This is a genomic window from Parasporobacterium paucivorans DSM 15970, from assembly GCF_900141895.1.
Lineage (GTDB): Bacteria > Bacillota > Clostridia > Lachnospirales > Lachnospiraceae > Parasporobacterium > Parasporobacterium paucivorans.
In genome coordinates this window covers 131,368-158,209 of the sequence record NZ_FQYT01000004.1, presented here as the reverse complement: position 1 = coordinate 158,209, position 26,842 = coordinate 131,368, and the positions used below count along the sequence as shown (strand labels likewise).

Genomic DNA, 26,842 nt, shown 5'->3' with positions numbered 1-26,842 from the left:
CAGATAAAGCTAATTCCTGATATGAAATTTCTGTTGTTAGATATAACTCTACTACATGAAGCTTAAATTCAAAAGAGTAACTTTCATTTTTTCTAGAACGCATTAATCCTTCATCGCCAAAAGTCTGATAAGCCTTAATCCACTTTCGAACTTGTTCATTATTCTTAATATGATATTTTTCTGCTAGAAAACAGTAACCACCTTTGCCATTTTGATAATCTGTAACAATTTGCTTTTTAAATTCAAAACTATATTTTGCCATAAAAAAACTGACCTCCCATAAGTTAGATTTTTAGGTCTAACTTATGGGGGTCAGTTCATTTTGCAAAAAATGATATCCCTCTTTATTATCTTTTCTCCATAGGTGTGTATGTGGTATGTTTTGCAACATTTTTATAAGCGGGACGTATGATTTTGCCCTGGTTGATCAGCTCTTCTATTCTGTGTGCACTCCAGCCGGAAATTCTTGATATGGCAAATATCGGTGTATACAGTTCAAGCGGAAGTCCCAGCATGCTGTAAACAAAACCGCTGTAAAAATCCACGTTGGTGCTGATGTTGTTACGATACATCTTACGGTTTTTGGTGATGACTTCCGGAGCGATTCTTTCCACACGTTCATACAGGGCGAATTCTTCTTCCAGCCCTTTTTCTTTGGAAAGCTTTTCCACAAAAGCCTTAAAAACAGTGGCACGGGGATCGGATACCGTATAGACTGCATGGCCGATACCGTAAATCAGTCCGGCATTATCAAAGGCTTCACGGGCAAGGATGCGTTCAAAATAATCTGTGAGTTTCTCTTCATCCTCCCAGTCCGAAATGTTTTCCTTTATGTCGTCGAACATCTGGACCACCTTAATATTCGCGCCACCATGTTTTGGTCCCTTTAAGGAGCCTAAAGCGGCGGAAATCACAGAGTATGTGTCCGTTCCGGTAGAGGAAACCACATGGGTCGTAAATGTCGAGTTGTTGCCGCCACCGTGATCTGCATGGAGCACAAGGGCAAGATCCAGAATCTTTGCCTCCAGGGCCGTATAGGAGCCGGACGGCCTCAAAAGATGAAGAATGTTTTCAGCAGTGGAAAGATTGGGATCCGGAGACTGTATAAACAGCGGCCATCCGTCGTTATAATGTTTATGCGCCTGATATCCGTAAACTGAAAGAAGAGGGAACATGGAAATCAGCTGCATACACTGGCGAAGTACGTTTGGAATAGAATTATCATCTGCGTGGTCGTCATAGGAATACAGGGTCAGCACGCTTCTGGAGAGGGTATTCATCATATCCCTGCTGGGTGCTTTCATGATGACATCGCGCACGAAGCTGGACGGAAGAGAGCGGTAGCTTGAAAGAAGCGTGGAGAAATCCGCCAGTTCTTTCTTGGTAGGCAATTGCCCAAAGATGAGCAGGTAAGTAACTTCTTCGAAACCAAACCGGTCCTCCGACAAAAATCCGCGGACGATTTCCTCCACGTCGATGCCTCGGTAGAAAAGCTTGCCTTCACAGGGGACTATTTCACCATCATCAATGGTGTAGGATTTTACTTCTGCAATCTCCGTTAAACCGGTCAAAACACCTTTTCCGTTGATGTCACGCAATCCGCGCTTCACATCATATTTTGCATATAAAGCAGGATCTATATGGCTGTTATTCACACAAACTTTGGATAAGTTAATGATTTCAGGTGTTACAGCTGAAAAATCAAAATCTGGCATACATGTTCACTCCCTTTTAAATCAATATTACTATTGATATTAGCACAAGAATGTAAATTCAACAACAAAATATTAAATACGTTCTGCTTAAATGTAGCCTGATGATTTTTAATGTGATACAATTATACGGTATAATTAAGGAGAAAAGACCGTGGATTTATTTGAATATATGTATGAGAAAAAAATGGAAAAGGAGTCTCCCCTGGCGCTCAGAATGAGACCGCTCAGCCTGGAAGAGGTAGTAGGCCAGCAGCACATCATCGGGAAAAACAGGCTTTTATATCGTGCCATTAAGGCGGACAAACTAAGCTCTGTCATACTCTATGGTCCGCCGGGAACCGGCAAGACGACCCTGGCCAAGGTGGTTGCCAATACCACCAGTTCCATATTCAAACAGATCAATGCTACGTCAGCGGGAAAGAAAGATATGGAGTCAGCCATTGAACAGGCAAAGTCCGATCTGGCCGCATATGGAAGGCGGACAATCCTGTTCATTGATGAAATCCACCGTTTCAATAAAGGGCAGCAGGACTACCTGCTTCCTTACGTGGAGGAAGGAGTGGTTATCCTGATAGGAGCCACCACGGAAAATCCATATTTTGAAGTAAACAGCGCCCTTATATCCCGATCTTCCGTATTTGAGCTGAAACCTCTTGAAAAAGAGGATATACTGGAGCTTATCAACAGGGCTCTTTCCAATGAAACAAGGGGACTTGGCAGTTACCAGGCGGTGATGACGGAAGATGCGAAAGAGTTTCTGGCGGAATCGTCAGGAGGAGATGCCCGCACGGTACTAAATGCCCTGGAACTTTCGGTTTTGACTACGGAAGCAGGCGCAGACGGGAAGATTCATATCGATTTGGAAGTTATGCAGGACTGCATCCAGAAAAAAGCAGTCCGATATGATAAGAGCGGAGACAGCCATTATGACACGATCTCCGCCTTTATAAAAAGCATGAGGGGGTCAGACCCCGATGCCGCCCTTTATTATCTGGCTAAAATGTTATATGCTGGAGAAAGTGTCACCTTTATTGCCAGAAGGATTATGATCTGTGCATCGGAAGATGTCGGCATGGCCGATCCGAATGCCCTGACTGTGGCAGTATCCGCCTCTCAGGCCGTTCATCAGATTGGAATGCCAGAGGCGCAGATCATCCTGGCCCAGGCCGTCGTCTATATTGCGACCGCTCCAAAAAGCAACTCCTCCTATGTGGCCATAAAAGAGGCCATGAAGACCGTCAAGGAAAAACGGATTGGAGAGGTTCCCCGTCACCTTAAAGATGCCCATTACAGCGGAGCATCTAAACTGGGCAATGGGGTGGATTATAAATATGCTCATAGCAATGAACAGAAGCATTTCGTCAGCCAGCAGTATCTTCCGGAGGGATTGGAAGAGGCAAGCTTTTATCGTCCGGGCAATCTCGGATATGAAAAGAAGATACGGGAGTACCTGAAATGGATTCATGAGTAGATGCAGGGGGATTTTGTGAAGGAATTTATTGCAAAACTGTCAAAAGGGATTTTTGAATATGGGGTTCCTGAAATAGAAGTGTCCATTTCGTCCATTGAACTGGACCTGGAAGCGGACGTCGTTTTTAAGGGGAGCTTTGAGATTTCATGTCCTGAAGGAGAAATTGTAAAAGGGCTCGTTTTTTCCAAGGGAGAGCATTTTGCTGTAACGCCGGGACAGTTTTTGGGAGCCAGGAATACCATTACATATGAGGTATCGACAGCCTTCATGGAAGCCGGGGATGTAATCGGGGGGAACATACACATCGTTGCCCGGGGCAAAAAGATCGAGATACCCTGGGCCGTCAGCATCAAACCGTCAGGAATCATGACTTCCATCGGTGAAATTCACGACATGGATTCTTTTTGCGAGTTGTGGAAAGAGGATTACGATGAGGCTCTTTCTATTTTCTGCAATGGAGATTTCAAGAAGCTTCTGCGGGATAATGAAAACAGGTATATATCACTCTATGAAACCCTTCTGGAAGGAAATAACAAACCTTTGGCGTTGGAAGAATTTCTGATTGCCGCTGAAAGAAAAAAAGGAGTCGAGATTTCCCTGGTGGATCACGAAAGGGAATATTCCGGGCTGGCGGGAACCAGCGGAGACACCCTGCTAATCCTGAAAGACCGGCAGGGGTACCTCAGCTTCAGGATGGAGGCAGATGCCGAATTTATTGAACTTCCCCGGAAACAGTTTTCATCTTCGGATTTCACCGGGAACAGATATGAATTTCCCTTCTGCCTTGCAGTGGACAAGATGCATGCAGGTACCAATTTCGGAAGGATTACCATATCTTCCCACAGACAGAAACTGCAATTTGAAATAACCGTCCGGAACGGAAAGACGAAATCATCCCGAAACAGGCAGAGATCGATAATTCTTGACTTGATACGTTTGAAAATGGAGTATAAGCTGAAACGCATCAACCTGTATGAGTGGAGGCAGGAATCAGAAAGACTGCTGGAGAAAATAGGCGGAGCAGGAACTCCTCAGCCGTTGGAAAGCCTGTTTTTTCAGGTCGAGATTATGCTTGAGCAAGAGAGGTTTGTAGAGGCCGAGGAACTGATGGGGTTGGTAGCGGAGGAACTGATCCGTGCAAACCGGGAAGACAAGGATCTGTATGCCCGGTATCTGTACTACACAACCATAATCAAAAAGGATTCAGCCCACAGTGAAGCAATCCGTCGCCAGATACAGGAATATTACGAGAATGGCTGCGACTCCTTTATGTTGCTCTGGATTCTGCTGCGACTCGATAGGGGCCTGAAAACGAATCAGCCGCTGAAGCTGGCCAGGCTGAAGGAACAGTACAGAAAAGGCTGCAGAAATCCGTTTCTGTATCTGGAAGTACTCGATATTTATAATGAGAATCCAAAGGAACTGAATAGTCTTAACCCCTTTGACATGAGCGTGCTTTTTTTTGGAGCAAAGAAAGAGTGTCTGAGTCTGGATCTGGCCAGACGGACTGCAGGGCTGGCGCTGTCTGAGAAAGGATTCCACCCTCTTGTTTTTTCCATTTTGGAACACCTATACGGGAAGTTTGAAGATGAAATCATTCTGGATGCGGTCTGCAGTGTGCTGATCAAAGGAAGCAAAACGGATGAGAAATATTTCAAATGGTTTGCTTTGGGTGTGGAAAAGGGTTCCAAGATTACGAAACTGTATGAATATTTTATGTATTCCATCAGTACCGGGTATACCGGCCCCCTTCCACCAACTGTTCTCATGTATTTTCTTTATAATACAGAGGCTCTTCACGACAGACAGGCATACCTGTTCTACAATGTAATTGTAAATAAAAAGGAACTGTCCGCTTTATATAGAAGCTATCTGCGCCGAATGGAAAGATATGCGGTAGCTGAAATTAAAAGGGGAAATATCAATGAGTTCCTGAACGTGATATATTGGGAAGTCCTTGGAGAGGGAAGCATGGATGCGGCAATTCTGGAGAATCTGCCGGATATAACCTGCAGTTACAGATTGCGGTACGATAATCCGAATGTGTCCAGGGTGCTTGTCTGCTATGATGAACTTGCCATCGTAAACGAAGGAAAACTGACGGAAAATGAGACAAACCTTGTAATATATACGGAAAATTTCCATGTTATTTTTGAAGATTTGGAAGGAAACAGGTACAGCCAGTCTTTGCCTCATTCCCTGTACAGATATGTGGATGAAAAGAAATACCGCCAATGCTTTCTTCAGAATCCCAACAGCGAAGTTTTCATTATCCGGTCCATCGGAGAAGTGCTGAAAATCACCAAAAACCATGTGAAAACGATGGATATACTGCTGGGACTCTCAAGGCGCAAGGTTTTCAGATGCTGGTACCTGAAGCAGCTGATGGGAGAGGCTGTGGATTATTACAACGATCATTGCTATGACGAAGCTCTTGACCGTTACCTGCCCGCTATTGAGGCAGACTGTCTCTACAGCGATACGAGGAAGACGATCATCTCCATGCTGATCAAAAGAGAATTGTACGAGGATGCATATAAGCTGTTTGCCCGGTATGGGATACAGGAAATGGAGCCGGGGAAAATGATGAGGATGTCTCTGCGTTTTATTGCGGACAGAAATTTTATGCCGGATTCCACCCTTCTGTCTATGTGCATGTACGCTTTTGAAAATGGAAAGTATAATGAAACGCTCCTTCAGTACATCGGAACTTATTTTCTGGGGCCCGTAAAGGAAATGCTGGCAATCTGGAGTGCCCAGAAGCAGTTTTGCTGTGAAAACAGGGAACTGGAGGAAAACCTTTTGGCGGTGATGCTGTATGCAGGATCTTTTCCTGAAATGAGGTTTCCAGTATTCCATAGCTATTATCTGAAAGGCGGCAAGGAAGAAATACGAAATGCCTTCTACAATTACGTGGCCTATGAATATATCATGAAAGAAAAGCCTGCAGGGGACGAGTACGTACAGCATATCGAAATGGAGATTCAGGAGAGGTTTTCCGGGATAAATGATATATGCAGGATGGCATACTTAAAATATAATGCGGATGTGGAATATCTTTTGGAATATCAGATACGGCTTTGTGAAAAAATCATGGAAGATTTCATAAGCCGGGATATAAGGCTGAATTTCTTCAAGAAATATGCCAAGTGGTTTCCCATATCGGACAGCCTGAAGGACAAGCTCATTATTGAGTATAAGGCGGATCCGGCCACCCCAAAAACCATCCGGTATTATATAAGCAGTGGAGACGGCGGAGAAAAGCAGTATCTGGAGGAAGAGATGAACTGCATATATCCGGGCATATTTACATGGGAGATAATTCTGTTCTATGGGGAAAGTGTCAGGTACCATATAAAAGATGAATCAAAGCCAGGAGATGCGCGCACCAGGGATGTTTGCAGGAAGCTTCATGGAGAAGAACTGTACATGGGTGAAAACCGTTATGGGATAATAAATAACATAATTCTGGCTATGGATATGAAAGACGATGAAACAGTCAGTAACCTGATGCTTCAATATCTGGTGAACGGACATATAACAAAGAATCTGTTTGAAGTGGATGAACGGGAGAGTTGATAATGCGGAAAAATCCGGATAATCTGGTAATTGGAATAGATATGACGGGCGGGCATCGGGTTGTCAGTTATTTTTCGGAAGGTATGAAAAATCCTGAGTCGGTAAGCTTGAAAAACAGGGAAAACCGCTATCTGATTCCAAAAGACAAGTACAATTTGGGGAATCTCATAGGTCTGGCCAAAAGGACTTCTGGAAAAGATCAGGTAAAGGGAGTCGTATTTGTCGTGGATTCTCCGGATGAGGACACCCTGACCGGTCTGAAGAAGGAAATGGAAAAGCTGTCATATACAAAGGATGATCTGCGGGTGGTTGGAAAAGGAGAGAGCTTTGCCTGCTATGTTTTTGGACAGGACGAATCATTGCGGAAAAACGATGTGGTGATGTTCGAGCTGACGCAAGAGACATTCCGTTTTTACAGGATGAAGACTGGAAGAGGCAGACCACCGTATATGATTACCGTTGAAGAAGAAGACCTGTCCGCACTGCTGGACACAGGGATGCTGGATGACGGGAGGAATCATGAATACTGCGATACGGTTTTCTCGGAAATAATAGAAAAGAAGATGGGAAGCAGCCTTGTTTCGTCCATTTACCTTGTGGGTTCCGGCTTCAACGAAAAATGGTATTCAAAAAGCCTGAATCTGCTTTGTCAGAAGAGAAGGGTGTTTTTAGGACAAAATCTTCTAAGCCTTGGGGCCTGTCACAGTTTCCAAAATGGCGGGAAAATGTCCGACTACATCATGATTTGTGAAGGCAGAACCATTAATGCCATTTCCGTGGTTGCGCGGCACAAAGGACGAAACATACAGGTGCCTTTATCGGAAGCAGGAGTCAGGTGGTATGAGGCACGGGCTGAAATAGAAGGAATTCTGGACACCCCGGATTTCTTGGAATTTGTGCTTTCCTTTCCCATACAGGGGCGGGGGAGCCATTTGTCGGTGTCCCTGGAAGGTTTTCCGGCAAGACCTCACAAAACCACGAGAATTGCAATCTGCACTGAATACAGAAACAGCAGGGAATTTTCGATAACCATAAAGGACAAAGGATTTGGGGAATTATTCAAATCCTCCGGCATGGTGGTCAAAAAAAACGTAAATGCGGATGAGTATACAGATTAAAGGAGAAGATATGAGCGGGTTGATTTTATGCGGACGGCAGTCCGAAAAACCTTATTTCATTGACAGCATGGAGATTAACATCTATTCCATCGAGGAATTGAGCTGGGTACTGTGTCATCATGCTTTTCTGGTGGATTCGGACTTTTTCAGCCCGGCTTTATTGGCATATCTGAGCGGGGAGCTTGGACTGGAAGGGCTTTCAGCCGGAATCGAAAGGATGAAAAGAAAAAACGCCGGATTATACGAAATCATTATGCTTGTCCTGAGGGAGTCAGAATATTATTCGCAGGAGGAATTAAAGAAACTTGAAAAAGAGCTGTCCGGCCTTGGCCAGGGCAGTATCCATGAAAGATTGAAAGCAAAGGCTGATTTTCTCTATCACTATGGAAAACTTCACAGCGCGTTGACAGAATATGATAAGCTATTGAAGCTGCCATATGAACCCTGCATTCCCGTAAAATTCTATGCGGGAATATATGCGGATATGGGCGTCATAAATATCCGCCTCCTTCTTTATGAAAATGCCGGCAGGTTTTTCCGGCTGGCATATGAGCTTTATCCGGATGAGAAATACCTGCGTTACATGGTGATAACAGGAAGGCTACAGGGAGATAAGGAAGAACTTCTGAATAATATAAGGAAATACAGGATTCCAGATGAGATACTGGAAGAATGCGGACGCGACCTGGCATATTGGAGTGAGGACGCCAGACAGCAGGACGAGTACGTGAACCTGGAAAAATTATTTAATAATATGGGAACAAAAATCGACAGGAGTATTTACTCTGATAGCATACGTGATATAATTGACGGATGGAAAAACGATTATAGAGATCTTGTTACACGATAAATCATTACAGGAAGGAAACATATATTAGTATGAAGGAATTAAGTAAAACATATAATCCGGGTGAAATTGAGAAAAACCGGTATGATAAATGGGTGGAGAAGAAATATTTTCATGCAGAGGTCGACAGGAGCAGAAAACCTTTCACCATTGTAATGCCGCCTCCGAACATTACAGGCCAGCTTCACATGGGACATGCCCTGGACAATACGATGCAGGATATCGTTATCCGTTTCAGAAGGATGCAGGGATACAATGCACTGTGGCAGCCGGGCACTGACCACGCCAGCATTGCGACGGAAGTGAAGATTATTGAACAGCTTAGAAAAGAGGGCGTAGAAAAGGAAGATCTGGGCAGGGAAAAATTCCTTGAACGCGCCTGGGAATGGAAGAAGGAATATGGAGGCCAAATTATAAACCAGCTTAAGAAGCTGGGGGCTTCCGCCGACTGGGACAGAGAGCGCTTCACCATGGATGCCGGGTGTTCGAAAGCTGTCACGGAAGTATTCGTAAATTTATATAATAAAGGACTGATTTATAAAGGGTCCAGAATCATCAACTGGTGTCCGGTATGCGGAACCTCCATTTCGGATGCGGAAGTGGAGCATGAAGAAAAGAATGGCCATTTCTGGCATATCCGTTACCAGGTAGCAGGAACAGATGAATATGTGGAAATAGCTACGACAAGGCCGGAAACCATGCTGGGAGATACAGCCGTTGCTGTTAACCCTGAAGATGAACGTTTCGCGCATCTCATAGGGAAAAAAGTGATTCTTCCCCTTCTGAACAGGGAAATTCCAATTGTAGAAGACACGTATGTTGACAAGGAGTTTGGTACCGGTGTAGTGAAAATAACGCCGGCCCATGATCCCAATGATTTTGAAGTTGGAAAACGGCATGACCTGGAAGAAATCAATGTCATGAATGATGATGCCACCATAAATGCAAAGGGTGGGAAATATGCCGGAATGGACAGATATGAGGCTCGAAAAGCAATCGTCAGGGAGCTGGATGAACAGGGATTTCTGGTCAAGGTTGAGGATATAAGCCATAACGTGGGAATACATGACCGTTGTGGCACGGTTGTGGAACCGCTGATCAAACAGCAGTGGTTCGTAAAGATGGATGATATGATCAAACCGGCAGCGGATGCGGTGCGAACCGGCGAAATAAAGCTTATCCCGGAAAGAATTGAAAAGACCTATTTCAACTGGACGGATAACATAAGGGACTGGTGCATTTCCAGACAGCTCTGGTGGGGACACAGGATACCGGCTTATTACTGCGAAGACTGTGGAGAAATTATTGTAGCCAAAGAAGCACCATTCGCCTGTGCGAAATGCGGCGGTCACAGGCTCAGACAGGATGAGGATACCCTGGACACATGGTTCAGTTCGGCTCTCTGGCCATTTTCTACGCTGGGCTGGCCGGATAAAACGGAGGATCTGGATTATTTTTATCCAACGAATCTTCTGGTTACCGGTTATGACATCATTTTCTTCTGGGTAATCCGAATGGTCTTTTCCGGATACGAACATATGGGTGAGAAACCCTTTGATACAGTTCTGTTCCATGGTCTTGTGAGGGATTCAGAAGGAAGAAAGATGAGTAAATCCCTTGGAAACGGAATCGATCCACTGGAAGTAATCGGCATGTACGGAGCGGATGCTCTTCGATTTACCCTTGTATCGGGTAACTCATCCGGGAATGATATGCGTTTCTACTATGAGAAGGTAGAGGCCAGCAGGAATTTTGCCAATAAAATCTGGAATGCATCCAGATTCATCATGATGAACATGCCGGAGAAAGGCATCCCGGACGTATCACTGGACCGGCTGACGGATGCAGACCGCTGGATTATTTCCAAAGCGAACAGTCTTGTAAAGGAAGTTACGGATAATCTGGAAAAATACGAACTCGGGATTGCAGCAGACAAAATCAATGACTTTATTTGGGAAGAATTCTGTGACTGGTATATAGAGATGGTTAAGCCGAGGCTTTATGGGGATGAGGACATCACGAAAGAAGCAGCACTATTTACATTAAAATCCGTGCTGATCACGTCCCTGAAGCTGCTGCACCCTTACATGCCTTTCATTACAGAGGAGATTTTCTGCACACTGCAGGAAAAAGAAGAATCCATAATGATATCCCACTGGCCGATATTTGAAGAGTCCCTCGTGTTCGAAGAGGAGCAGGATAAAGTGGAGGTAATCAAGGGCGCCGTCAGGGCAATCCGAAATCTCCGCAAAGACATGAATGTGCCGGTCAGCAGAAAAACCAAGGTATATATCGTATCTGAAAAGAAATACATAAGGGATGTCTTTACAAAAGGAGAGGTCTTCTTCGCCGCCTTATCCCATGCCGGAGAAGTAGCCATCCAGATGGACGAAGAGGGAATTGAACCGGATGCAGTATCCGCCGTTATTCCGGACGCCCGGATTTTCATACCCCTGGCAGAACTGGTGGATATAGGCCAGGAAGTGGAAAGGCTCCAGAAAGAAGAAGAAAGACTGGAGAAAGAACTGGCCAGGGTTAAAGGAATGCTCGGAAACCCAAACTTCGTGAACAAGGCAAAACCGGAGAAAATTCAGGAAGAAAAAGAGAAACAGGAAAAATACATGCAGATGCTGGAGCAGGTACAGGATCGTCTTGCCCAGTTAAAAGGATAGAAGAAAGGGCAGTGTTGATATGCTAGACTTTGATGAAGAAATCAAAAAGTTCCATCCCAGCCTGGAGGTTGAGGAGGCAGAGGACGCCATCTACAAATATAATTCAAAAGATATGACGGAAGTAATGATGGAAATGTTAGAAGAAATGAAGGAAATCGAAAGACAATAGGAGAGATAATTATGCGTTGCTATAAATGTGACAAGGAATTGTCCGTGGACGATTTCTGCGCCGGATGTGGAGCCGATGTGGGACTGTTTAAGAAGATAGTCAGAATGTCGAATGCCTACTATAATATGGGGCTTGAAAAAGTCAGATCAAGGGATCTTTCAGGGGCTGCGGAATATCTGCATGGCAGCGTCCGCCTTTATAAGAAAAATACAGATGCCAGAAATCTTCTCGGGCTTGTGTATTTTGAAATGGGAGATGTAGTGGAAGCACTCTCTGAGTGGGTAATCAGTAAGAATATTCAGCCGGCGGATAATCTGGCAGATCATTATATAGATGATATTCAGAATAATCCCGCACACCTTGAAGTGATCAACCAGACCATAAAAAAATATAATCTTGCGTTGAATTATGCGCAGCAGGGAAATTATGATCTTGCCCTTATCCAGATTAAGAAGGTTCTGACCCTTAATCCCAAGATGATAAAGGGATATCAGCTTCTTGCCCTTCTTCAGCTGAAACATAACGAATTTGAGAAGGCAAAAAAGACGTTGGAAAAGGTGCTGAAGATTGATTCGACAAATCCTGTCGCCATACGATACAGCAGGGAAGCGGATCTGGAGATTGCGAAAAGAGAAGAGAGAACCAGCGGCAAAAAGAAACACAAACAGGAGGAGAGAACCAGCCTGAACGGAAACGATGTTATTATCCCCCCATCAAAATACAGGGATCTTAATAATGGTTCCGTGACGATCATAAATGTTGTTATCGGGATCCTGATTGGTGCGGCTGTGGTGTTTTTCCTCGTGACACCTGCCAGGACAAAATCCATACGGGAGAACTATAATGCCCTGGTTCTGCAGTATGATCAGGATATGGCGAAGGTCACTGCTGAAAAAGAAGATTTACAGAAACAGCTGGATGCCCTGAACGGGCAGGTGCAGGAAATTCAAGGACAGACAAGCTCAAATGCACAGATGCAGGCTGCTTATGATGCCCTGCTGCAGGCGTATAATCTCTATAAGAGCGGGGACTACGTGGGGGGAGCCGACAAAATAACGGCCATAACATCAACAGATGGTATGACCGAACCATTTATGGCTATTTACAACGAGATTCATGATACTCTCTTGAGGGAAGCGGCATCAAGTCTGGCATCTTCTGGTACTGCAGCTGTCAATTCCGGAGATTACGCCACGGCCATTGCGAACCTGTCAAAAGCAGTCCTTTATGATGCCACTAACGCATCGGCTCTGTATAATCTGTCAAAAGCATATTATAGCAGTGGCGATTTAACAAATGCCAGTACAACTGCCAACAAAGTCATCGAGCTGTTTCCTGGGTCATCCTGGGCAGGATATGCTCAAAACTACGTAACCAAGTAAAGGGGATTACACGGTCAGCACCTTGAGCATGTCCGAAGGTGCCTTTGCGCTGGTGGAGCTTCCCGCAACGATGACGATTTTATCTCCTTTTTCAATCATGCCTGTACCAATGGCAATTTCCTGCGCATAGGAGAATAGCGAATCTGAGGAAAGCTGTTCTGGAACATTTATGGCGTGGACGGCTCTGGTCAGGCTCAGATGACGCATTTTAACCGGATTTACAACAGCCGCAATGATTGTGCAGGTAGGCCTGTAGTTTGCAATCAGTGTGGCTGTTTTTCCGCTGCGGGTAAGCACTACAATTGCCTTGGCGTTGAGGTTTGCGGCCGCGACACAGGCAATTTGTGCAATAGTATGGGCGATATCATTCTTAAAGACAATCGGGTTGTCTTCTGCAAATTCTTTATAATCCACGTTTGCTTCCGCATTTTCAACGATTTTGGACATTGTGACTAACGCTTCCACCGGGTATCGGCCAACGGCAGTCTCCCCGGAAAGCATAACTGCAGTTGAGCCATCGAAGATGGCATTAGCCACATCTGAAACCTCAGCCCTGGTCGGGGTGGGATTTGTTGTCATGGATTCAAGCATCTGGGTTGCCGTGATGGTGTGGCAGCCATGCCGGATGGACCTGTGGATAATATTCTTCTGGATGGCTGGCAGCTGTATAAAGGGAAGCTCGACACCCATATCTCCCCTGGCCACCATGATACCGTCGCTGACAGCAATAATCTTGCTCAGGGACTGGATGCCGGCTTCGTTTTCAATCTTGGAAATAACGCAGATATTCTGCCCACCATTATCATCCAGTATTCTTCTGAGATCCATTACGTCTTCTTCGTTCCGGATAAAGGAAGCAGCTACAAAGTCCACTTCGTTTTTGATTCCGAATATAAGGTCTTCATAATCCACCGCGTTTATATAGGGCATGGGTATGCTTATCCCTGGGATGTTGATGCTTTTATGGTTGCTCACGACACCGCCCACCAGTATCCGGCAGATTATGTCGTGTCCACGTATTTCTTCCACTTTAAGGGATACTTTGCCGTCGTCTATCAGTATATTGGTGCCGAGGGAAATGTGTTCTGCCAGGCCGGGATAGGAAATGCTGGCCTTTAATTGATTTCCCAGACCGACATCGGGTGAGAGGGTAAATATCCCGCCTTCGACGAGCTCTGCCTTGCCCTGCTCAAAATCCTTAAGACGTATCTCTGGACCTTTTGTGTCCAGGAGAATGGATACATTGCTTTTTAATTCCGCTCGAAGTTTTTTGACTAAATCGATACGTTTTTTTTGGTCTGCAAGAGTGCCATGAGAAAAATTAAGCCTGGCACAGTTCATTCCATTTAGTATCAGCTGTCTTAAAACCTCTTCATTATCGGTGGAAGGTCCAAGGGTGCAGATTATCTTAGCTTTTCTCATGGTTTACATCTCCTTTGGTTATGGCTGTCTGGCAGTATTGACCGGCTACTGGGAGGCAGAAGAAGCCGTGCTTGCCGTGCTGCCCTCCGTGGCTTTCTCTGTTGATGCAGGAGCTGTGGTGCTCGGAACGGCAGTATGAATGGTACAGACATTGTCCAAAAGTCCCGCAGGCATTTCAAAGGCTGTATCCGGGGTCACTCCGACGGAACCTTCCGGTCTGATTCGGAATACTTTTTGGGTCAGAGAGTCTGCGGGGCAGTATTCGTTGGCCAGCTGACCGGAAACATTGCAGATAGTAACCGAAGTATGTGCGTTGCACGTTTCCGTGGGGACTGTGCCTTTTGCAAAGTATTCCGTAATTACGGTGCTACCTGCCGGATCATGATCACAAACACCTGGAATTGCAAGTTTTCCGGATATGCTGCATATCTGGGCAGCCTCAATGGAGTCCGGAGTTTTAAACGGGGTATCCGTGTAGCCGAATGCGGAATCAATCCGTGTCATTATTTTGCTCCAGATCCGGTTGTGGTAGGAAACGTCGGACATCTGCTTGTTTTCATCATATCCGATCCAGATTGCGGCGGTAAGGTAAGGAGTGTAGCCAGCAAACCATAAATCGTTGGTATCCTGCGAGGTACCGGTTTTACCGGCCACGGTCATTCCGGGGACGGCTGCGGTCTTGCCGGTTCCGGATGTGATTACATCCTGCATGGCGTTGGTCAGGAGGTAGGCGGTTGATTCTTTTAAAACGGTATGTGTTTTAGCGGTGTGTTCAATCAGGACCTGTCCTTCAGAATCCAGGATTTTTGTGTAAAGGGTAGGTTCCGTGTAGACACCGCCGTTGGCGATGGTTGCATATGCCGAGCATAATTCCAGGTTAGTTACACCGTAGGTTATACCGCCCAGGGCAGTTGCCTGATTGATATCATCCTCTGTCAGTGTTGAAAATCCGAAATTCAAAAGATAATCATAAGCCAGGCTCGGGGTAATCGCTGTAATCGTTTTGACTGCCAGGATATTCATGGAATCACGGATACCTTCCCGGACTGTGCTCAGGCCCCTGTATCCGGAGTACCAGTTATTGACAGGCTGCCCGTTAGCATAATTAAAAGGGGCATCATCGATAACGGTCCCCAGCGTGTAGCCGGCGGTATCCAGGGCAGGAGCGTATGCAGCGACTATCTTGAAACATGAACCCGGCTGTCTCGTCGTATCTGTTGCCCGGTTCAATGAAAGGCTGGTTTCTTTTGTTCCTCGGCCTCCAACCAGAGCTTTGACATAACCGGTAGTCTGATCCACTACAGAGAAGGATGCCTGCGGCTGGGGAGTAAATATGGTGTTTTCCCCTAAAACGGTATCTCCTTCTTCCAGCACGCTTGCCTTGAACGCATCAATATCGGCCTGCGCAGCCTCCTTGGTAGCGTAAATCAGCTTGTAGGACGTTTCGCCAAGGTCTTTTTTATGATAGGAGAGAATATTCTCCTGAGAGTAGTTTTTGTTTGTTCCATCGGACTTCTGGATTGACCAGGTCCAGCTGGTAGAGTATTCTATTTTAGTAGCGTAATTGGCATCGTTGGCCAGCTCTTCATCGCATATCTGTTGGATGGTGGAGTCCTGGGTGGTGTAGATACTCAGACCGCCATTATAGAGAGCATTGATAGCCTGAGCGGAAGTATAGCCTTTCTGCTCTTCCAGGTCAGTAAGAACCTGGTCAATCAGGGCATCCGTAAAATAGGAGTAGATGCTGGAATCATTGCTGTCACTTACGGACTGAATGCGGGAATAGACATCGTCATTCATGGCTTCTTCATATTCCGCTTCCGTAATATGGCCATTGCTCAGCATGTTGGACAGAATTTTCTTCCGCCTTTCCGCATTGTTTTCGGGATTGGTCAATGGGTTGAGCCGGGTCGGATTCTGCGCGATGGCAGCAATAACGGCACATTCTGATACGGTAAGTTCAGAAAGATCCTTGTTGAAATAGAATTTAACCGCTGCCTTTACACCGTAATTTCCGGATCCAAGGTTGATGGTGTTCAGGTAGTTTTCCAGGATCTCATTCTTTCCCATGACTTTTTCCAGTTCTATGGAAAGATACTGTTCCTGCAGCTTTCTCACAAAGAGAGCACCGATATTGCTTTCCTGTCCACCATTTTCAAACACGTTGTTTTTTATCAGCTGCTGGGTGATAGTACTGGCACCCTCGGAAAAATCCCTGGATGTCACAGCTACAAAAGCAGCTCGGAGGATTCCTTTCAAGTCAATACCGTTATGCTCATAGAAACGTTCATCCTCGATATCTACGAAGGCCCAGGTCAGAGAGGATGGCATTTGGTCAATCGAAGCCAGTTCCCTGTTGGAACCGGAAGCGGAAATCCGCTCGATTTCATTCCCGTTATTGTCGTAGATACGCGAGGCAAGCCCGGTAGGGGAAATATTCAGGGTATCGATGCTCGGGGCGGAGTCCAGGATTCCTTTAGCCATACCAAGTCCGGCAAAGCCGGTGACAACAATCGCGAGAATCACTACATACAGCATAATCTTGAAAAAATAGACGCCAGCTCTTGACTGGGCTTTTTTTGATTTGGAGGAAAGCTGCTTCCTCTTTTCAACTGTTTTTTTATATCCAAAATTCATGATTTACCTCTTTTCAAAACAAAAATCAATTATCACAGAGTATTATAGCAAATTTCATAGTGTAAATAAAGTTAAATCTTTGTGACGGATTGCAAAGTCCTTCTTTGTACGGTAAACTTGTGGCATGGAAAAACAGATAAAGATAATCAAAAAGGGTGCAGTAACAGAAATCATCGAAAAAAAATCAAGGTTTATAGCAGAAATCATTCCAGTATCCTCTGAAGAGGAGGCGATACAATTTATTGAGGAAATCAGGAAAAAGAACTGGAACGCAACTCATAACTGCTATGCCTACACGTTAGGGGATAATAATGAAATCCAAAGATTTTCAGACGATGGAGAACCCGGAGGCACCGCGGGACGACCTATGCTGGAGGTTCTTACTGAAAATCATATGCATGATGCGGCAGTGGTTGTAACCCGGTATTTCGGCGGGACCCTCCTTGGGACCGGGGGTCTTATCCGGACATACCGCAGGGCAGTAAATGCCGCTTTGGAAAACTGCGAAATCCTGGTCAAACTAAAAGGATGCCTTTTGACGGTAAAGGTATCGTATACGGACTATGGCAAGATACAGCATATGCTGGAAAATATGGAGATGAGGATGCTGGAAACCGAATACACGGAAATGGTCCAGCTGACCGTTGTTTTGGAAGCAGAAAAAAAAGAAGCATTTGCAGCCGCCTTGAGGGAGGCTACAAATGCCAAAGCAATTATAGTAAAGGATGAAGAGGTTTTCTTTGCCCATACAGGGGGAAAACCTGTTCTGCTGTAAATCTTACATGTTTTTGTTCTTTGAAGCTCTTTTCCTGAGATTAGGATCCAGGATTTTCTTTCGGATACGGAGACTTGAAGGGGTGACCTCCAGCAGCTCGTCCGTATCGATAAAGTCCAGACTCTGCTCCAGACTCATAACCTTAGGCGGAGAAAGCTTCAGGGAATCGTCTGAACCGGAAGCTCTTGTGTTGGTCAGCTGCTTCCTTTTGCAGACATTTACTTCTATGTCTTCAGCTCTTGGACACTGTCCCACGATCATTCCGGAGTAGACTTTTTCACCCGCCCCGATGAAGAGGATTCCTCTTTCCTGGGCATTATATAAACCGTATGCCACAGCCTCGCCGGCTTCATATGCAATAAGGGATCCCTGCTTCCTGAACTGGATGTCTCCTTTGAAGGGAGCATATCCGGTGAAAGTGGTATTCATGATGCCGTTTCCTTTTGTATTTGTCATGAATTCCCCACGATATCCAATGAGTCCACGGGAAGGGATATTAAATTCAAGTCTTGTATATCCGCCGACTGCACTGCTCATGCCAAGGAGTTCACCCTTTCTCATGCTCAGATCCTGGATGACTGTACCCGAGAATTCCTCCGGCACATCTATGTAGACCGTTTCCATAGGCTCAAGCTTGCGGCCTTTCTCGTCGACCTTGTATAATACCTCTGCCTTGCTTACGGCAAACTCAAAGCCTTCACGGCGCATGTTTTCAATCAGTACGGAGAGGTGAAGCTCACCGCGTCCGGAAACCTTGAAACTCTCGGTTGTTTCCATCTCCTCAACCCGGAGGCTTACGTCCGTGTTCAGTTCCCTGAAAAGCCTGTCACGAAGATGTCTGGAAGTAATATATGTTCCATCTAATCCAGCCAGTGGGCTGTCATTTACCATGAACTGCATGGCGATGGTTGGCTCGGAAATCTTCTGGAACTGGATGGCCTGTGGATTATCAGGCTGGCAAAGCGTATCCCCGATACGGATATGTGAAATTCCGGAAATGGCTACGATATCTCCGATGGTGGCTTCCTTTACGGACACTCTGTCGAGTCCTTCAAAGAGGTAGAGCTGGCTGATTTTTTCCTTCTGCAGCTTTGAAGGGTCATGGGCATTCACGATGACTACGTCCTGATTTATACGGATGGTTCCGTTGTCGATTTTTCCGATTCCGATTTTGCCTAAGTATTCATTGTAATCGATCGTACTGATTAATGCCTGCAGGTTTCCTTCTGGATCGCCTTCAGGAGCAGGAATGAAGTTCAAAATTGTGTCGAACAAAGGATTCATGCTGGTGCGCTCATCATCTTTGTGAAGGAATGCATAGCCTGCCTTGGCAGAAGCAAAGACAAACGGGCAGTCAAGCTGCTCGTCAGAAGCTTCCAGATCCATCAGAAGTTCCAGGACTTCATCGATGACAGCTTCCGGTCTTGCTTCCGGTCTGTCTACCTTATTAATACATACGATGACTGGGAGATCAAGGGCAAGAGCCTTTCTGAGAACAAACTTAGTCTGAGGCATTGGTCCTTCAAAGGCATCTACCACAAGAACTACGCCGTTGACCATTTTCAGTACTCGTTCTACTTCTCCGCCGAAATCTGCATGTCCCGGGGTATCGATAATATTGATTTTCACATTTTCATAAGATACAGATGTGTTTTTGGAAAGAATGGTAATTCCTCTTTCCCTTTCGATGGCATTGGAATCCATTACTCTTTCGGCAACCGACTGGTTCGCCCGGAATGTTCCGCTCTGTTTGAGGAGCTCATCGACCAGGGTGGTCTTGCCGTGGTCTACATGGGCGATAATGGCGATGTTTCGGATGTTTTCTCTTTTTGTTATCATTAATTATAATCCTTCCTATAATAAAAGCAGTGTGATACACTGCTAATGTCCGTGTCATTGTAAGCAACATTAGAAAGTTTATCACACTTTGATTAAAATACAAGTTTTTTTTGTATAACGGGATCAGAATCCCAATTCCTCCCCTACAAGAATGACTTTGATGCGGTTGTTTATTCTGGATTTTCTTGTTACCACCGTATGACAGCAGATGCAGTCGTCCTGGAGGCAGTTCAGACATTTACCGTAGCTGGTACAGGGCGTGGTGCGGTTGAGTCGGATGGCGTTCGCGGGAGCAGCCATGTTTTTCGCCCGGCTGATTGCCTCCTCCACATTTGCGGCGGCCTTATTCATGCCTGCGACTATGATGACGTTTTTGGGGCCGGTGATCAGGCAGGCAACCCGGTTTCCTGTGCCATCGATATTTACCAGTTCTCCATCAAAAGTGATGGCATTGGTACTCATCAAAAAATAATCGGCACATACGGTTTTTGCATAAATCTCCATGCTTTCCTTTTCCGTCGCGGCTTTTTTGCGGTCATAAAAGGTGAAAGGGCCAGACTGGATATATTTCATAATTCCAGTCTGGGCAAGGGTATCGGAACCGCCGGTGGCAACGCTGCTGTCTGCGGGGATAAGTTCCTTGATCAGGGAGAGCGCTTCGCTGCTGTTTTCACAGTAATGCCCTTCCATTCCCCGTAACTGGCACTTTCCTATTATATGAGCAGCGAGTTTTTTGTAAGCTTCCTTTTTTGGATCCATGTAATCATCTCCTTATAAAATTTCATGGTCTTGCTTTGTTTCATAGATTATAGCATATAATTGAAGTGCTTGCACAAATGAATGTTATTTGTTATTATGTAGTAAATTTATTCACAGGCTGTTTTGAAGCAGGGAGGCTTATCGCATGAGCGAAGGATATACTCAGGTTTTTTGCGGGGATGGAGACGGAAAATCGTCAGCTGCCCTGGGGAAAGGATTAATCAGTGCCGGAAACGGTAAGAAGGTTATCGTAATCCGATTTCTGAAAAGTAAACTTAATAATGAAATATTGTTTTTTTCCAGGCTTGAACCGGAAATAAAGCTTTTTCGTTTTGAAAAGTCAAATGAAGGATTTGAAAAGCTGTCGCCGGAAGACAAGGCAGAAGAAATCATGAATATAAAAAACGGAATCAATTTCGCCCGAAAGGTTCTTATAACCGGAGAGTGCGACATACTGATACTGGATGAAGTCCTGAAGCTTATTGAAGAAGGAATATTAAAGGCGGAAGAATTGATAAACGTTTTGAAGGAACGGTCGCCTCAGACGACGGTATTCATGACAGGGCATATCCTGCCGGTGGAATTAGAAGAATATGTGGATTGTGTTTCAGAAGTTACAATGAGAAAATGATGACAGTGCTTTTGTCTTAAGGAGGAATAGTTATGGCAATATTTACAGGTGCCGGGGTGGCAATTGTTACGCCCATGAAAGAAAATGGAGATGTTAATTTTGATAAACTGGGGGAAATGATTGATTTCCAGGTGGAGAATTCGACAGATTGTATCGTTATCTGCGGTACAACAGGAGAAGCATCCACATTGACCCATGATGAACATATAGAGGCAATAAAGTATGCAGTGGACAAAGTCGCCGGAAGGATTCCGGTCGTGGCCGGAACAGGTTCGAATTGCACGGAAACCGCACTGTACTTATCCAGAGAGGCTCAAAAAGGCGGTGCAGACGGGCTTCTGATAGTGACTCCGTATTACAATAAGGCTACACAGAAAGGTCTCATCACACATTTTACAGACCTGGCAAAAACAGTAGATCTCCCTATCATACTCTATAACGTTCCGAGCCGAACAGGCTGTAATATCGAACCGGAGACGGTTGCATTTTTGAATAAAAATGTGGATAACATCATTGGAATCAAGGAAGCCAGTGGAAACATCTCCCAGGTGGCGAAAGTGGCTCGACTTACAGAGGGGACCATGGATATTTATTCAGGAAATGATGACGAGATTGCCCCTATCATGGCGCTTGGAGGAAAAGGTGTTATTTCGGTACTTTCCAATATCGCGCCCCGACAGACCCATGATATCGTTATGGCATTTTTGGATGGAGATATCAAGAAATGCACAAGCCTGCAGCTGAAGGCTCTGGATCTTATGAATGCACTTTTCTGTGAAGTGAATCCAATTCCTGTGAAAACAGCCATGAATCTGATGGGCATGGAGGCCGGCCCGCTCAGAAAACCGCTCACTCCGATGGAACCGGCACATGTGGAGGTTCTCAAGAAGGCAATGGTTGAATACGGATTGAAACTTGCATAATGTAATGGAAAAGAGGTAAGCTATGATCAGGGTAATTATTCATGGATGTAATGGACGCATGGGCAGGGTTGTCTCTGGAATCCTTTCCGAAAGCAATGATATGGAAGCCGTAGCAGGAATTGACGTTACGGGAGTGCAGAGGGATACCTATCCGGTGTATTCGGATATATTCGAGTGCGATGTCGAGGCGGACGTAATCATTGATTTTGCTTCCGTGGCGGCCGTTGACCGTCTTCTTGCTTATGGCGTGGAGAAAAACCTGGCCATCGTGCTGTGCACCACTGGGCTGTCTGAAGACCAGAATAATAGGGTGAAAGAAGCATCAGGAAAGATCCCTCTTCTTAAGTCCGCGAATATGTCGCTAGGAATCAACACAGTGGTCAAGCTCCTGCAGCAGGCTGCACCTGTTCTGGCAGATGCAGGGTTTGATATTGAAATCGTTGAAAAGCACCATAACCAGAAAAAAGATGCACCCAGCGGCACGGCCCTTCTGCTGGCTGACGCCATCAATGAGACCATGAACGATAAATACGAATATGTATATGACCGTTCAAAAGTAAATGAAAAGCGTGGCAAAAACGAACTGGGGATATCAGCCGTCAGGGGAGGAAGCATCGTGGGAGAGCATGAAGTGATTTTTGCAGGCCTTGATGAAGTGATCGAGATTAAGCACACAGCCTTTTCCCGTTCCATATTTGCCAACGGAGCCATCCAGGCAGCTAAATTTCTGGCGGGAAGGTCTGCTGGAGTCTATTCCATGGCGGACGCAATAAATTCCGACAGGAAAATATAAATAAAAATACCCTGCACCTTTTGCGGGGTATTTTTATGTATGGAAATGGTTATACGGCATGCCGGGGACCGTGCCTGTCAGGAAAAAGGATTTGCCGGCGGATACAATAAATGATAATATGGACTTAGATTTTGTATGGAGGAATTAGAATGAGCAACATTAAATATTTAGAGCTTTTAGCCAAGGATTTTCCAAATATAAGCGCTGTAGCAAATGAGATCATCAACCTGAAAGCAATCCGGAGGCTGCCAAAAGGCACGGAATATTTCATCAGCGACCTTCACGGAGAATATGAAGCCTTCAGCCACATACTCAGGAGCGCATCGGGAATTATCCGCACAAAGGTAAATGATGTTTTTGAAAGTTCCATAACAGACGAGGAGTGCAACCAGCTGGCGATCCTCATTTATTACCCGGAAAGATTCCAGGAAAACCTCAAATTGCAGACTGAAGAAAGAAAACAGTGGGAGAAGGTGACCATTCACCGCCTTATCCAGATATGCAAAATGGCTTCCACAAAATACACAAGATCCAAGGTGCGCAAAAAGATTCCGGCATGCTACGCATACGTAATCGATGAACTGCTTCATGCAGAAGACAATGATTATGACAAAAAGAAATATTATAATGAGTTCATTTATTCCCTTGTGGACGTAGGGATTGCTGGTGAATTTATTACCGCTATATGTGATCTGATCCAGAAGCTGAGCGTGGACCGGCTCCACATCGTAGGTGATATTTTTGACCGGGGCGCCAGGCCGGACAAGATTATGAACGAACTGATCGAATTTGAAAATCTGGATATCCAATGGGGAAACCATGATATTTCCTGGATGGGAGCAGCGACCGGGAACAGGGCGCTGATGGCAAATGTGATACGTATCTGCCTGAGCTACAATTCCTTTGATCTGCTGGAGGACGGGTATGGCATCAATCTGCGTGCTCTTTCGGAATTTGCAGAAAAGATATATTCGGAGGATCCATGTGAACATTTCATGCCACATCTTCTGGATCAGAATGAGACCGATTTTGTGGATGAGAATCTGACCGCAAAGATGCACAAGGCGATAGCCGTCATCCAGTTCAAGCTGGAAGGCCAGCTGATCAAACGGCACCCGGAGTATAATCTGGATGACAGAATTCTGATCGAGCAGGTGGATTATGCCAATGGAACACTGATGCTGGAAGGAAAGAGCTATGTGCTCAGGGACAGGAATTTTCCCACACTTGATCCCAAAAATCCGCTGCAGCTTTCGCGGGAGGAAGAAGAGCTCATGCGCATAATCGCCCACTCCTTTGAAAGCAGCGAGCAGCTTCACAGGCATGTGAAGTTTCTCTATTCCCACGGGAACTCCTGCAAATGCATAAATTCAAATCTTCTGTTCCATGGCTGCATACCCATGACAAAAGAAGGAGAATTCGATGTACTGGTTGTAGAGGGGGATCCTTACAAAGGAAAGGATCTCTTCAAAAAGATAGATGAAATGGCCAATGATGCATACTTCCTGCCCAGAAACAGCAAACTGCAGGAAGAGGCAAGCGACTTCATGTGGTACATCTGGTGCGGTCCCCTGTCGCCGGTTTTTGGAAAAGATAAGATAACCACGTATGAGAATTATTTCATAGGTCTGAAGGAAACCAAGCATGAGGAGCTGAATCCGTATTTCAAACTTAGCCAGAACAGTGAAGAAATCTGCTGTAAAATCTTTGAGGAGTTTGGGATTGATCCGGAGAAAGCCCATATCATCAACGGACACGTTCCGGTGAAGTATAAGGATGGGGAGAACCCCGTGAAGGCCAACGGAAAGCTGTTCGTCATTGATGGGGGGATCGCAAAAGCGTACCAGCCAAGAACAGGTATTGCCGGATACACGCTGATTTTCAACTCCAGGCATTTAAGCATTGCGGAACATAAACCTTTTAAGAAAGACCTCTCCGGGCTTCCGAATGACAACACCCCGAATGTACGTACGGTGGATGTAATGAAAAGCCGCGTGACCGTTGCGGACACGGATACAGGAAAAGAACTGCAGAACCAGATCAATGATTTGACTGAACTGCTGGATGCATATAAAAAAGGGATTATTAAGGAGAAGGTCTAAGCTATGGACTATGGATTTATCAGAGCCGCTTCTGCGACGCCACGGGTAAAAGTAGCCGACTGCGGTCATAACGGAGACCAAATCTGCCGGCTGATGGATGAAATGCATGAAAACGGAGCCCAGATGGCTGTATTTCCCGAGCTCTGCATAACCGGATATACCTGCGGAGATCTTTTCTGTCAGGATCTGCTTCTTGAGAACGCCAAAAAGCAGCTCATTCGTATCGCCGGACATTCCAAAGGAAAAGGAATGGTAGTCATCGTCGGGCTCCCCTTCCGGATGAGAGGGAAGCTTTATAACACGGCTGCCGTTATCAATGAGGGACAGATTCTCGGCATGGTTCCCAAAAAACACATCCCCAACTACGGGGAATTTTACGAGGCCAGACATTTTTCCAGAGGATTTGAAGTTCCCATGGACGTGCAGCTGGGAGAAGAGTGGGTTCCCATGGGTATGAATCTGATCTTCCAATGCGGAACAATCAAGGATTTTTCCATTGCGGTGGAAATATGCGAGGATGTCTGGAGTCCCAACCCTCCGGCTACCGGCCATGCACTGGCCGGTGCGACGGTAATTGCCAACCTGTCTGCAAGCAGCGAGGTGACAGGAAAGGATGAATACCGCAGCGCCCTGATTTCCGGCCAGTCTGCAAGGACTATATGCGGATACGTATATTCGGATGCCGGGGAAGGTGAATCCTCTACAGACCTTGTGTTCTCCGCACATAACATCATAGCCGAAAATGGAAATATTCTGGCGGAGGCCGTAAGATTCAAAAATGAGACGGTCTACGCAGATATTGATGTGGGTCGCCTTGCAAGCGAGCGCAGGAAGAATACGACCTTCCAGCCCTCAGAGGATGAGAGCTACAGAAGGATTTTGTTTGGCCTGCCGGCCCGATACACAGATTCGGAAAATCTGAAACGTTTTATTAGTCCCGCTCCGTTTGTTCCCTCCGATGAAAAGCAGAGGGAGAAAAGGTGTGAAGAGATTCTGAATATACAGGCAGCAGGCCTCAAAAAAAGGATTGTCCACACCTGTTCCCGGACTGCCGTTATCGGAATATCAGGAGGACTTGACTCGACCCTGGCACTTCTTGTGACAGTGAGGGCGTTTGACGACCTGAATAAAGACAGGAAAGACATCCTTGCAGTAACCATGCCGGGATTTGGAACTACGGACCGGACGTATGAAAATGCAGTAAAACTTATCAGAAAGCTGGGGGCCACTTTCATGGAAATTCCCATAGCCGAAGCGGTTAATCTGCATTTTTCCCAAATAGGTCATGATCCGCAGGTCCATGATGCCACCTATGAGAATTCCCAGGCCCGGCAAAGGACAATGCTTCTGATGAACCTGGCAAACCAGCACGGCGGGTTAGTGGTCGGAACAGGGGATATGTCGGAGCTTGCCCTTGGATGGGCGACCTACAACGGAGACCATATGTCTATGTATGGCGTGAATGCATCGGTTCCCAAGACCCTCGTTCGCCATCTTGTTCTTTTCTGTGCGGACATCAGTGACGACAAGGAACTGCAGGAGACCCTGTATGATGTCCTGGATACGCCGGTAAGTCCCGAACTCCTTCCTCCGAAAGACGGAAAGATTTCCCAGAAGACAGAAGATCTGGTCGGTCCATATGAGCTGCATGATTTCTTCCTGTACTACGTTCTGCGGTTCGGATTTGCCCCGCTAAAAGTCAGGCTGCTGTCCGAGTGCGCGTTCCGGGACGTGTATGACAAGGAAACCATTACAAAATGGCTGAAAATTTTCTACCAGAGATTTTTCTCCCAACAGTTTAAACGTTCCTGCGTGCCGGATGGTCCAAAGGTGGGATCGGTTGCCCTCTCGCCGAGAGGAGATTTGAGGATGCCCAGCGATGCCAGTTCTAAGGAATGGCTGGATGAATTGAATATGGATAGTTATTAATATAAAGACACTCTGGATTGACCCTATGGGCTGCATGATGAATTTTCATGCAGCCTGTTTTTTTGTTCACTTCCATGGT

Annotated in this window: 19 protein-coding genes; 13 read left to right on the top strand and 6 right to left on the bottom strand. The window is 45.7% G+C overall.

Features of this window, described 5'->3' with window-relative positions:
* A partial coding sequence (locus tag BUA79_RS02680; RefSeq protein WP_143147868.1) for a helix-turn-helix domain-containing protein occupies nt 1-262 on the bottom strand: 262 nt, incomplete at its 3' end.
* Between the two features lie 85 nt (nt 263-347).
* Complete coding sequence (locus BUA79_RS02675) at nt 348-1,715, bottom strand: citrate/2-methylcitrate synthase (RefSeq protein ID WP_073992825.1); 1,368 nt, start codon at nt 1,713-1,715, stop codon at nt 348-350.
* A gap of 151 nt (nt 1,716-1,866) precedes the next feature.
* Here BUA79_RS02675 and BUA79_RS02670 point away from each other — a divergent pair, with 151 nt between their 5' ends.
* The 7 genes from BUA79_RS02670 to BUA79_RS02645 are packed head-to-tail and all read left to right on the top strand — an operon-like array spanning nt 1,867 to nt 12,953.
* Complete coding sequence (locus tag BUA79_RS02670) at nt 1,867-3,186, top strand: replication-associated recombination protein A (protein WP_073992824.1); 1,320 nt, start codon at nt 1,867-1,869, stop codon at nt 3,184-3,186.
* Nucleotides 3,187-3,201: 15 nt separating this feature from the next.
* A complete protein-coding gene (locus BUA79_RS02665) occupies nt 3,202-6,765 on the top strand; it encodes a DUF5717 family protein (protein WP_143147867.1) in 3,564 nt (1,187 codons plus the stop codon).
* Between the two features lie 2 nt (nt 6,766-6,767).
* A complete protein-coding gene (locus tag BUA79_RS02660) occupies nt 6,768-7,883 on the top strand; it encodes a DUF5716 family protein (protein WP_073992822.1) in 1,116 nt (371 codons plus the stop codon).
* A gap of 10 nt (nt 7,884-7,893) precedes the next feature.
* Nucleotides 7,894-8,733: a hypothetical protein gene (locus BUA79_RS02655; protein WP_073992821.1), complete on the top strand. Its 840-nt coding sequence runs from the start codon at nt 7,894-7,896 to the stop codon at nt 8,731-8,733.
* Nucleotides 8,734-8,762: 29 nt separating this feature from the next.
* Nucleotides 8,763-11,402 (top strand): valine--tRNA ligase, encoded by a 2,640-nt coding sequence (locus tag BUA79_RS02650; protein WP_073992820.1) that lies wholly within the window; start codon nt 8,763-8,765, stop codon nt 11,400-11,402.
* A 19-nt stretch (nt 11,403-11,421) separates the two neighbouring features.
* Nucleotides 11,422-11,571 carry a hypothetical protein gene (locus tag BUA79_RS12440; RefSeq protein WP_178138519.1) on the top strand — a complete coding sequence of 50 codons (150 nt, stop codon included), beginning with the start codon at nt 11,422-11,424 and terminating at the stop codon, nt 11,569-11,571.
* An 11-nt stretch (nt 11,572-11,582) separates the two neighbouring features.
* Nucleotides 11,583-12,953, top strand: a complete 1,371-nt coding sequence (locus BUA79_RS02645) for a tetratricopeptide repeat protein (protein WP_073992819.1) — start codon at nt 11,583-11,585, stop codon at nt 12,951-12,953.
* Nucleotides 12,954-12,959: 6 nt separating this feature from the next.
* Here BUA79_RS02645 and pyk read toward each other — a convergent pair whose 3' ends face one another.
* Both pyk and BUA79_RS02635 read right to left on the bottom strand, forming a co-directional pair.
* The gene (gene pyk, locus BUA79_RS02640; protein ID WP_073992818.1) at nt 12,960-14,375 is read right to left on the bottom strand and encodes a pyruvate kinase; all 1,416 of its coding nucleotides are present in this window, start codon (nt 14,373-14,375) and stop codon (nt 12,960-12,962) included.
* Nucleotides 14,376-14,420: 45 nt separating this feature from the next.
* Nucleotides 14,421-17,012 carry a transglycosylase domain-containing protein gene (locus BUA79_RS02635; protein ID WP_073992817.1) on the bottom strand — a complete coding sequence of 864 codons (2,592 nt, stop codon included), beginning with the start codon at nt 17,010-17,012 and terminating at the stop codon, nt 14,421-14,423.
* A gap of 124 nt (nt 17,013-17,136) precedes the next feature.
* Here BUA79_RS02635 and BUA79_RS02630 point away from each other — a divergent pair, with 124 nt between their 5' ends.
* Nucleotides 17,137-17,787 (top strand): YigZ family protein, encoded by a 651-nt coding sequence (locus tag BUA79_RS02630; RefSeq protein WP_073992816.1) that lies wholly within the window; start codon nt 17,137-17,139, stop codon nt 17,785-17,787.
* Nucleotides 17,788-17,790: 3 nt separating this feature from the next.
* Here the strand turns inward: BUA79_RS02630 and typA are convergent, their stop codons facing one another.
* On the bottom strand, nt 17,791-19,626 hold the full coding sequence (gene typA / locus BUA79_RS02625) for a translational GTPase TypA (RefSeq protein ID WP_073992815.1): 1,836 nt from the start codon (nt 19,624-19,626) through the stop codon (nt 17,791-17,793).
* A gap of 123 nt (nt 19,627-19,749) precedes the next feature.
* The gene (locus tag BUA79_RS02620; protein WP_073992814.1) at nt 19,750-20,385 is read right to left on the bottom strand and encodes a lactate utilization protein; all 636 of its coding nucleotides are present in this window, start codon (nt 20,383-20,385) and stop codon (nt 19,750-19,752) included.
* A gap of 145 nt (nt 20,386-20,530) precedes the next feature.
* Between BUA79_RS02620 and BUA79_RS02615 the strand changes: the two genes are divergently transcribed.
* From BUA79_RS02615 to BUA79_RS02595, 5 genes are all read left to right on the top strand, one after another.
* Nucleotides 20,531-21,016 (top strand): cob(I)yrinic acid a,c-diamide adenosyltransferase, encoded by a 486-nt coding sequence (locus BUA79_RS02615; protein ID WP_073992813.1) that lies wholly within the window; start codon nt 20,531-20,533, stop codon nt 21,014-21,016.
* 32 nt (nt 21,017-21,048) lie between these two features.
* Nucleotides 21,049-21,939, top strand: a complete 891-nt coding sequence (dapA, locus tag BUA79_RS02610; protein ID WP_073992812.1) for a 4-hydroxy-tetrahydrodipicolinate synthase — start codon at nt 21,049-21,051, stop codon at nt 21,937-21,939.
* 22 nt (nt 21,940-21,961) lie between these two features.
* Complete coding sequence (dapB, locus tag BUA79_RS02605) at nt 21,962-22,732, top strand: 4-hydroxy-tetrahydrodipicolinate reductase (protein ID WP_073992811.1); 771 nt, start codon at nt 21,962-21,964, stop codon at nt 22,730-22,732.
* Between the two features lie 149 nt (nt 22,733-22,881).
* Nucleotides 22,882-24,834 carry a fructose-1,6-bisphosphatase gene (locus BUA79_RS02600; RefSeq protein WP_073992810.1) on the top strand — a complete coding sequence of 651 codons (1,953 nt, stop codon included), beginning with the start codon at nt 22,882-22,884 and terminating at the stop codon, nt 24,832-24,834.
* 3 nt (nt 24,835-24,837) lie between these two features.
* The gene (locus BUA79_RS02595) at nt 24,838-26,763 is read left to right on the top strand and encodes an NAD(+) synthase (RefSeq protein ID WP_073992809.1); all 1,926 of its coding nucleotides are present in this window, start codon (nt 24,838-24,840) and stop codon (nt 26,761-26,763) included.
* Nucleotides 26,764-26,842: the final 79 nt, after the last annotated feature.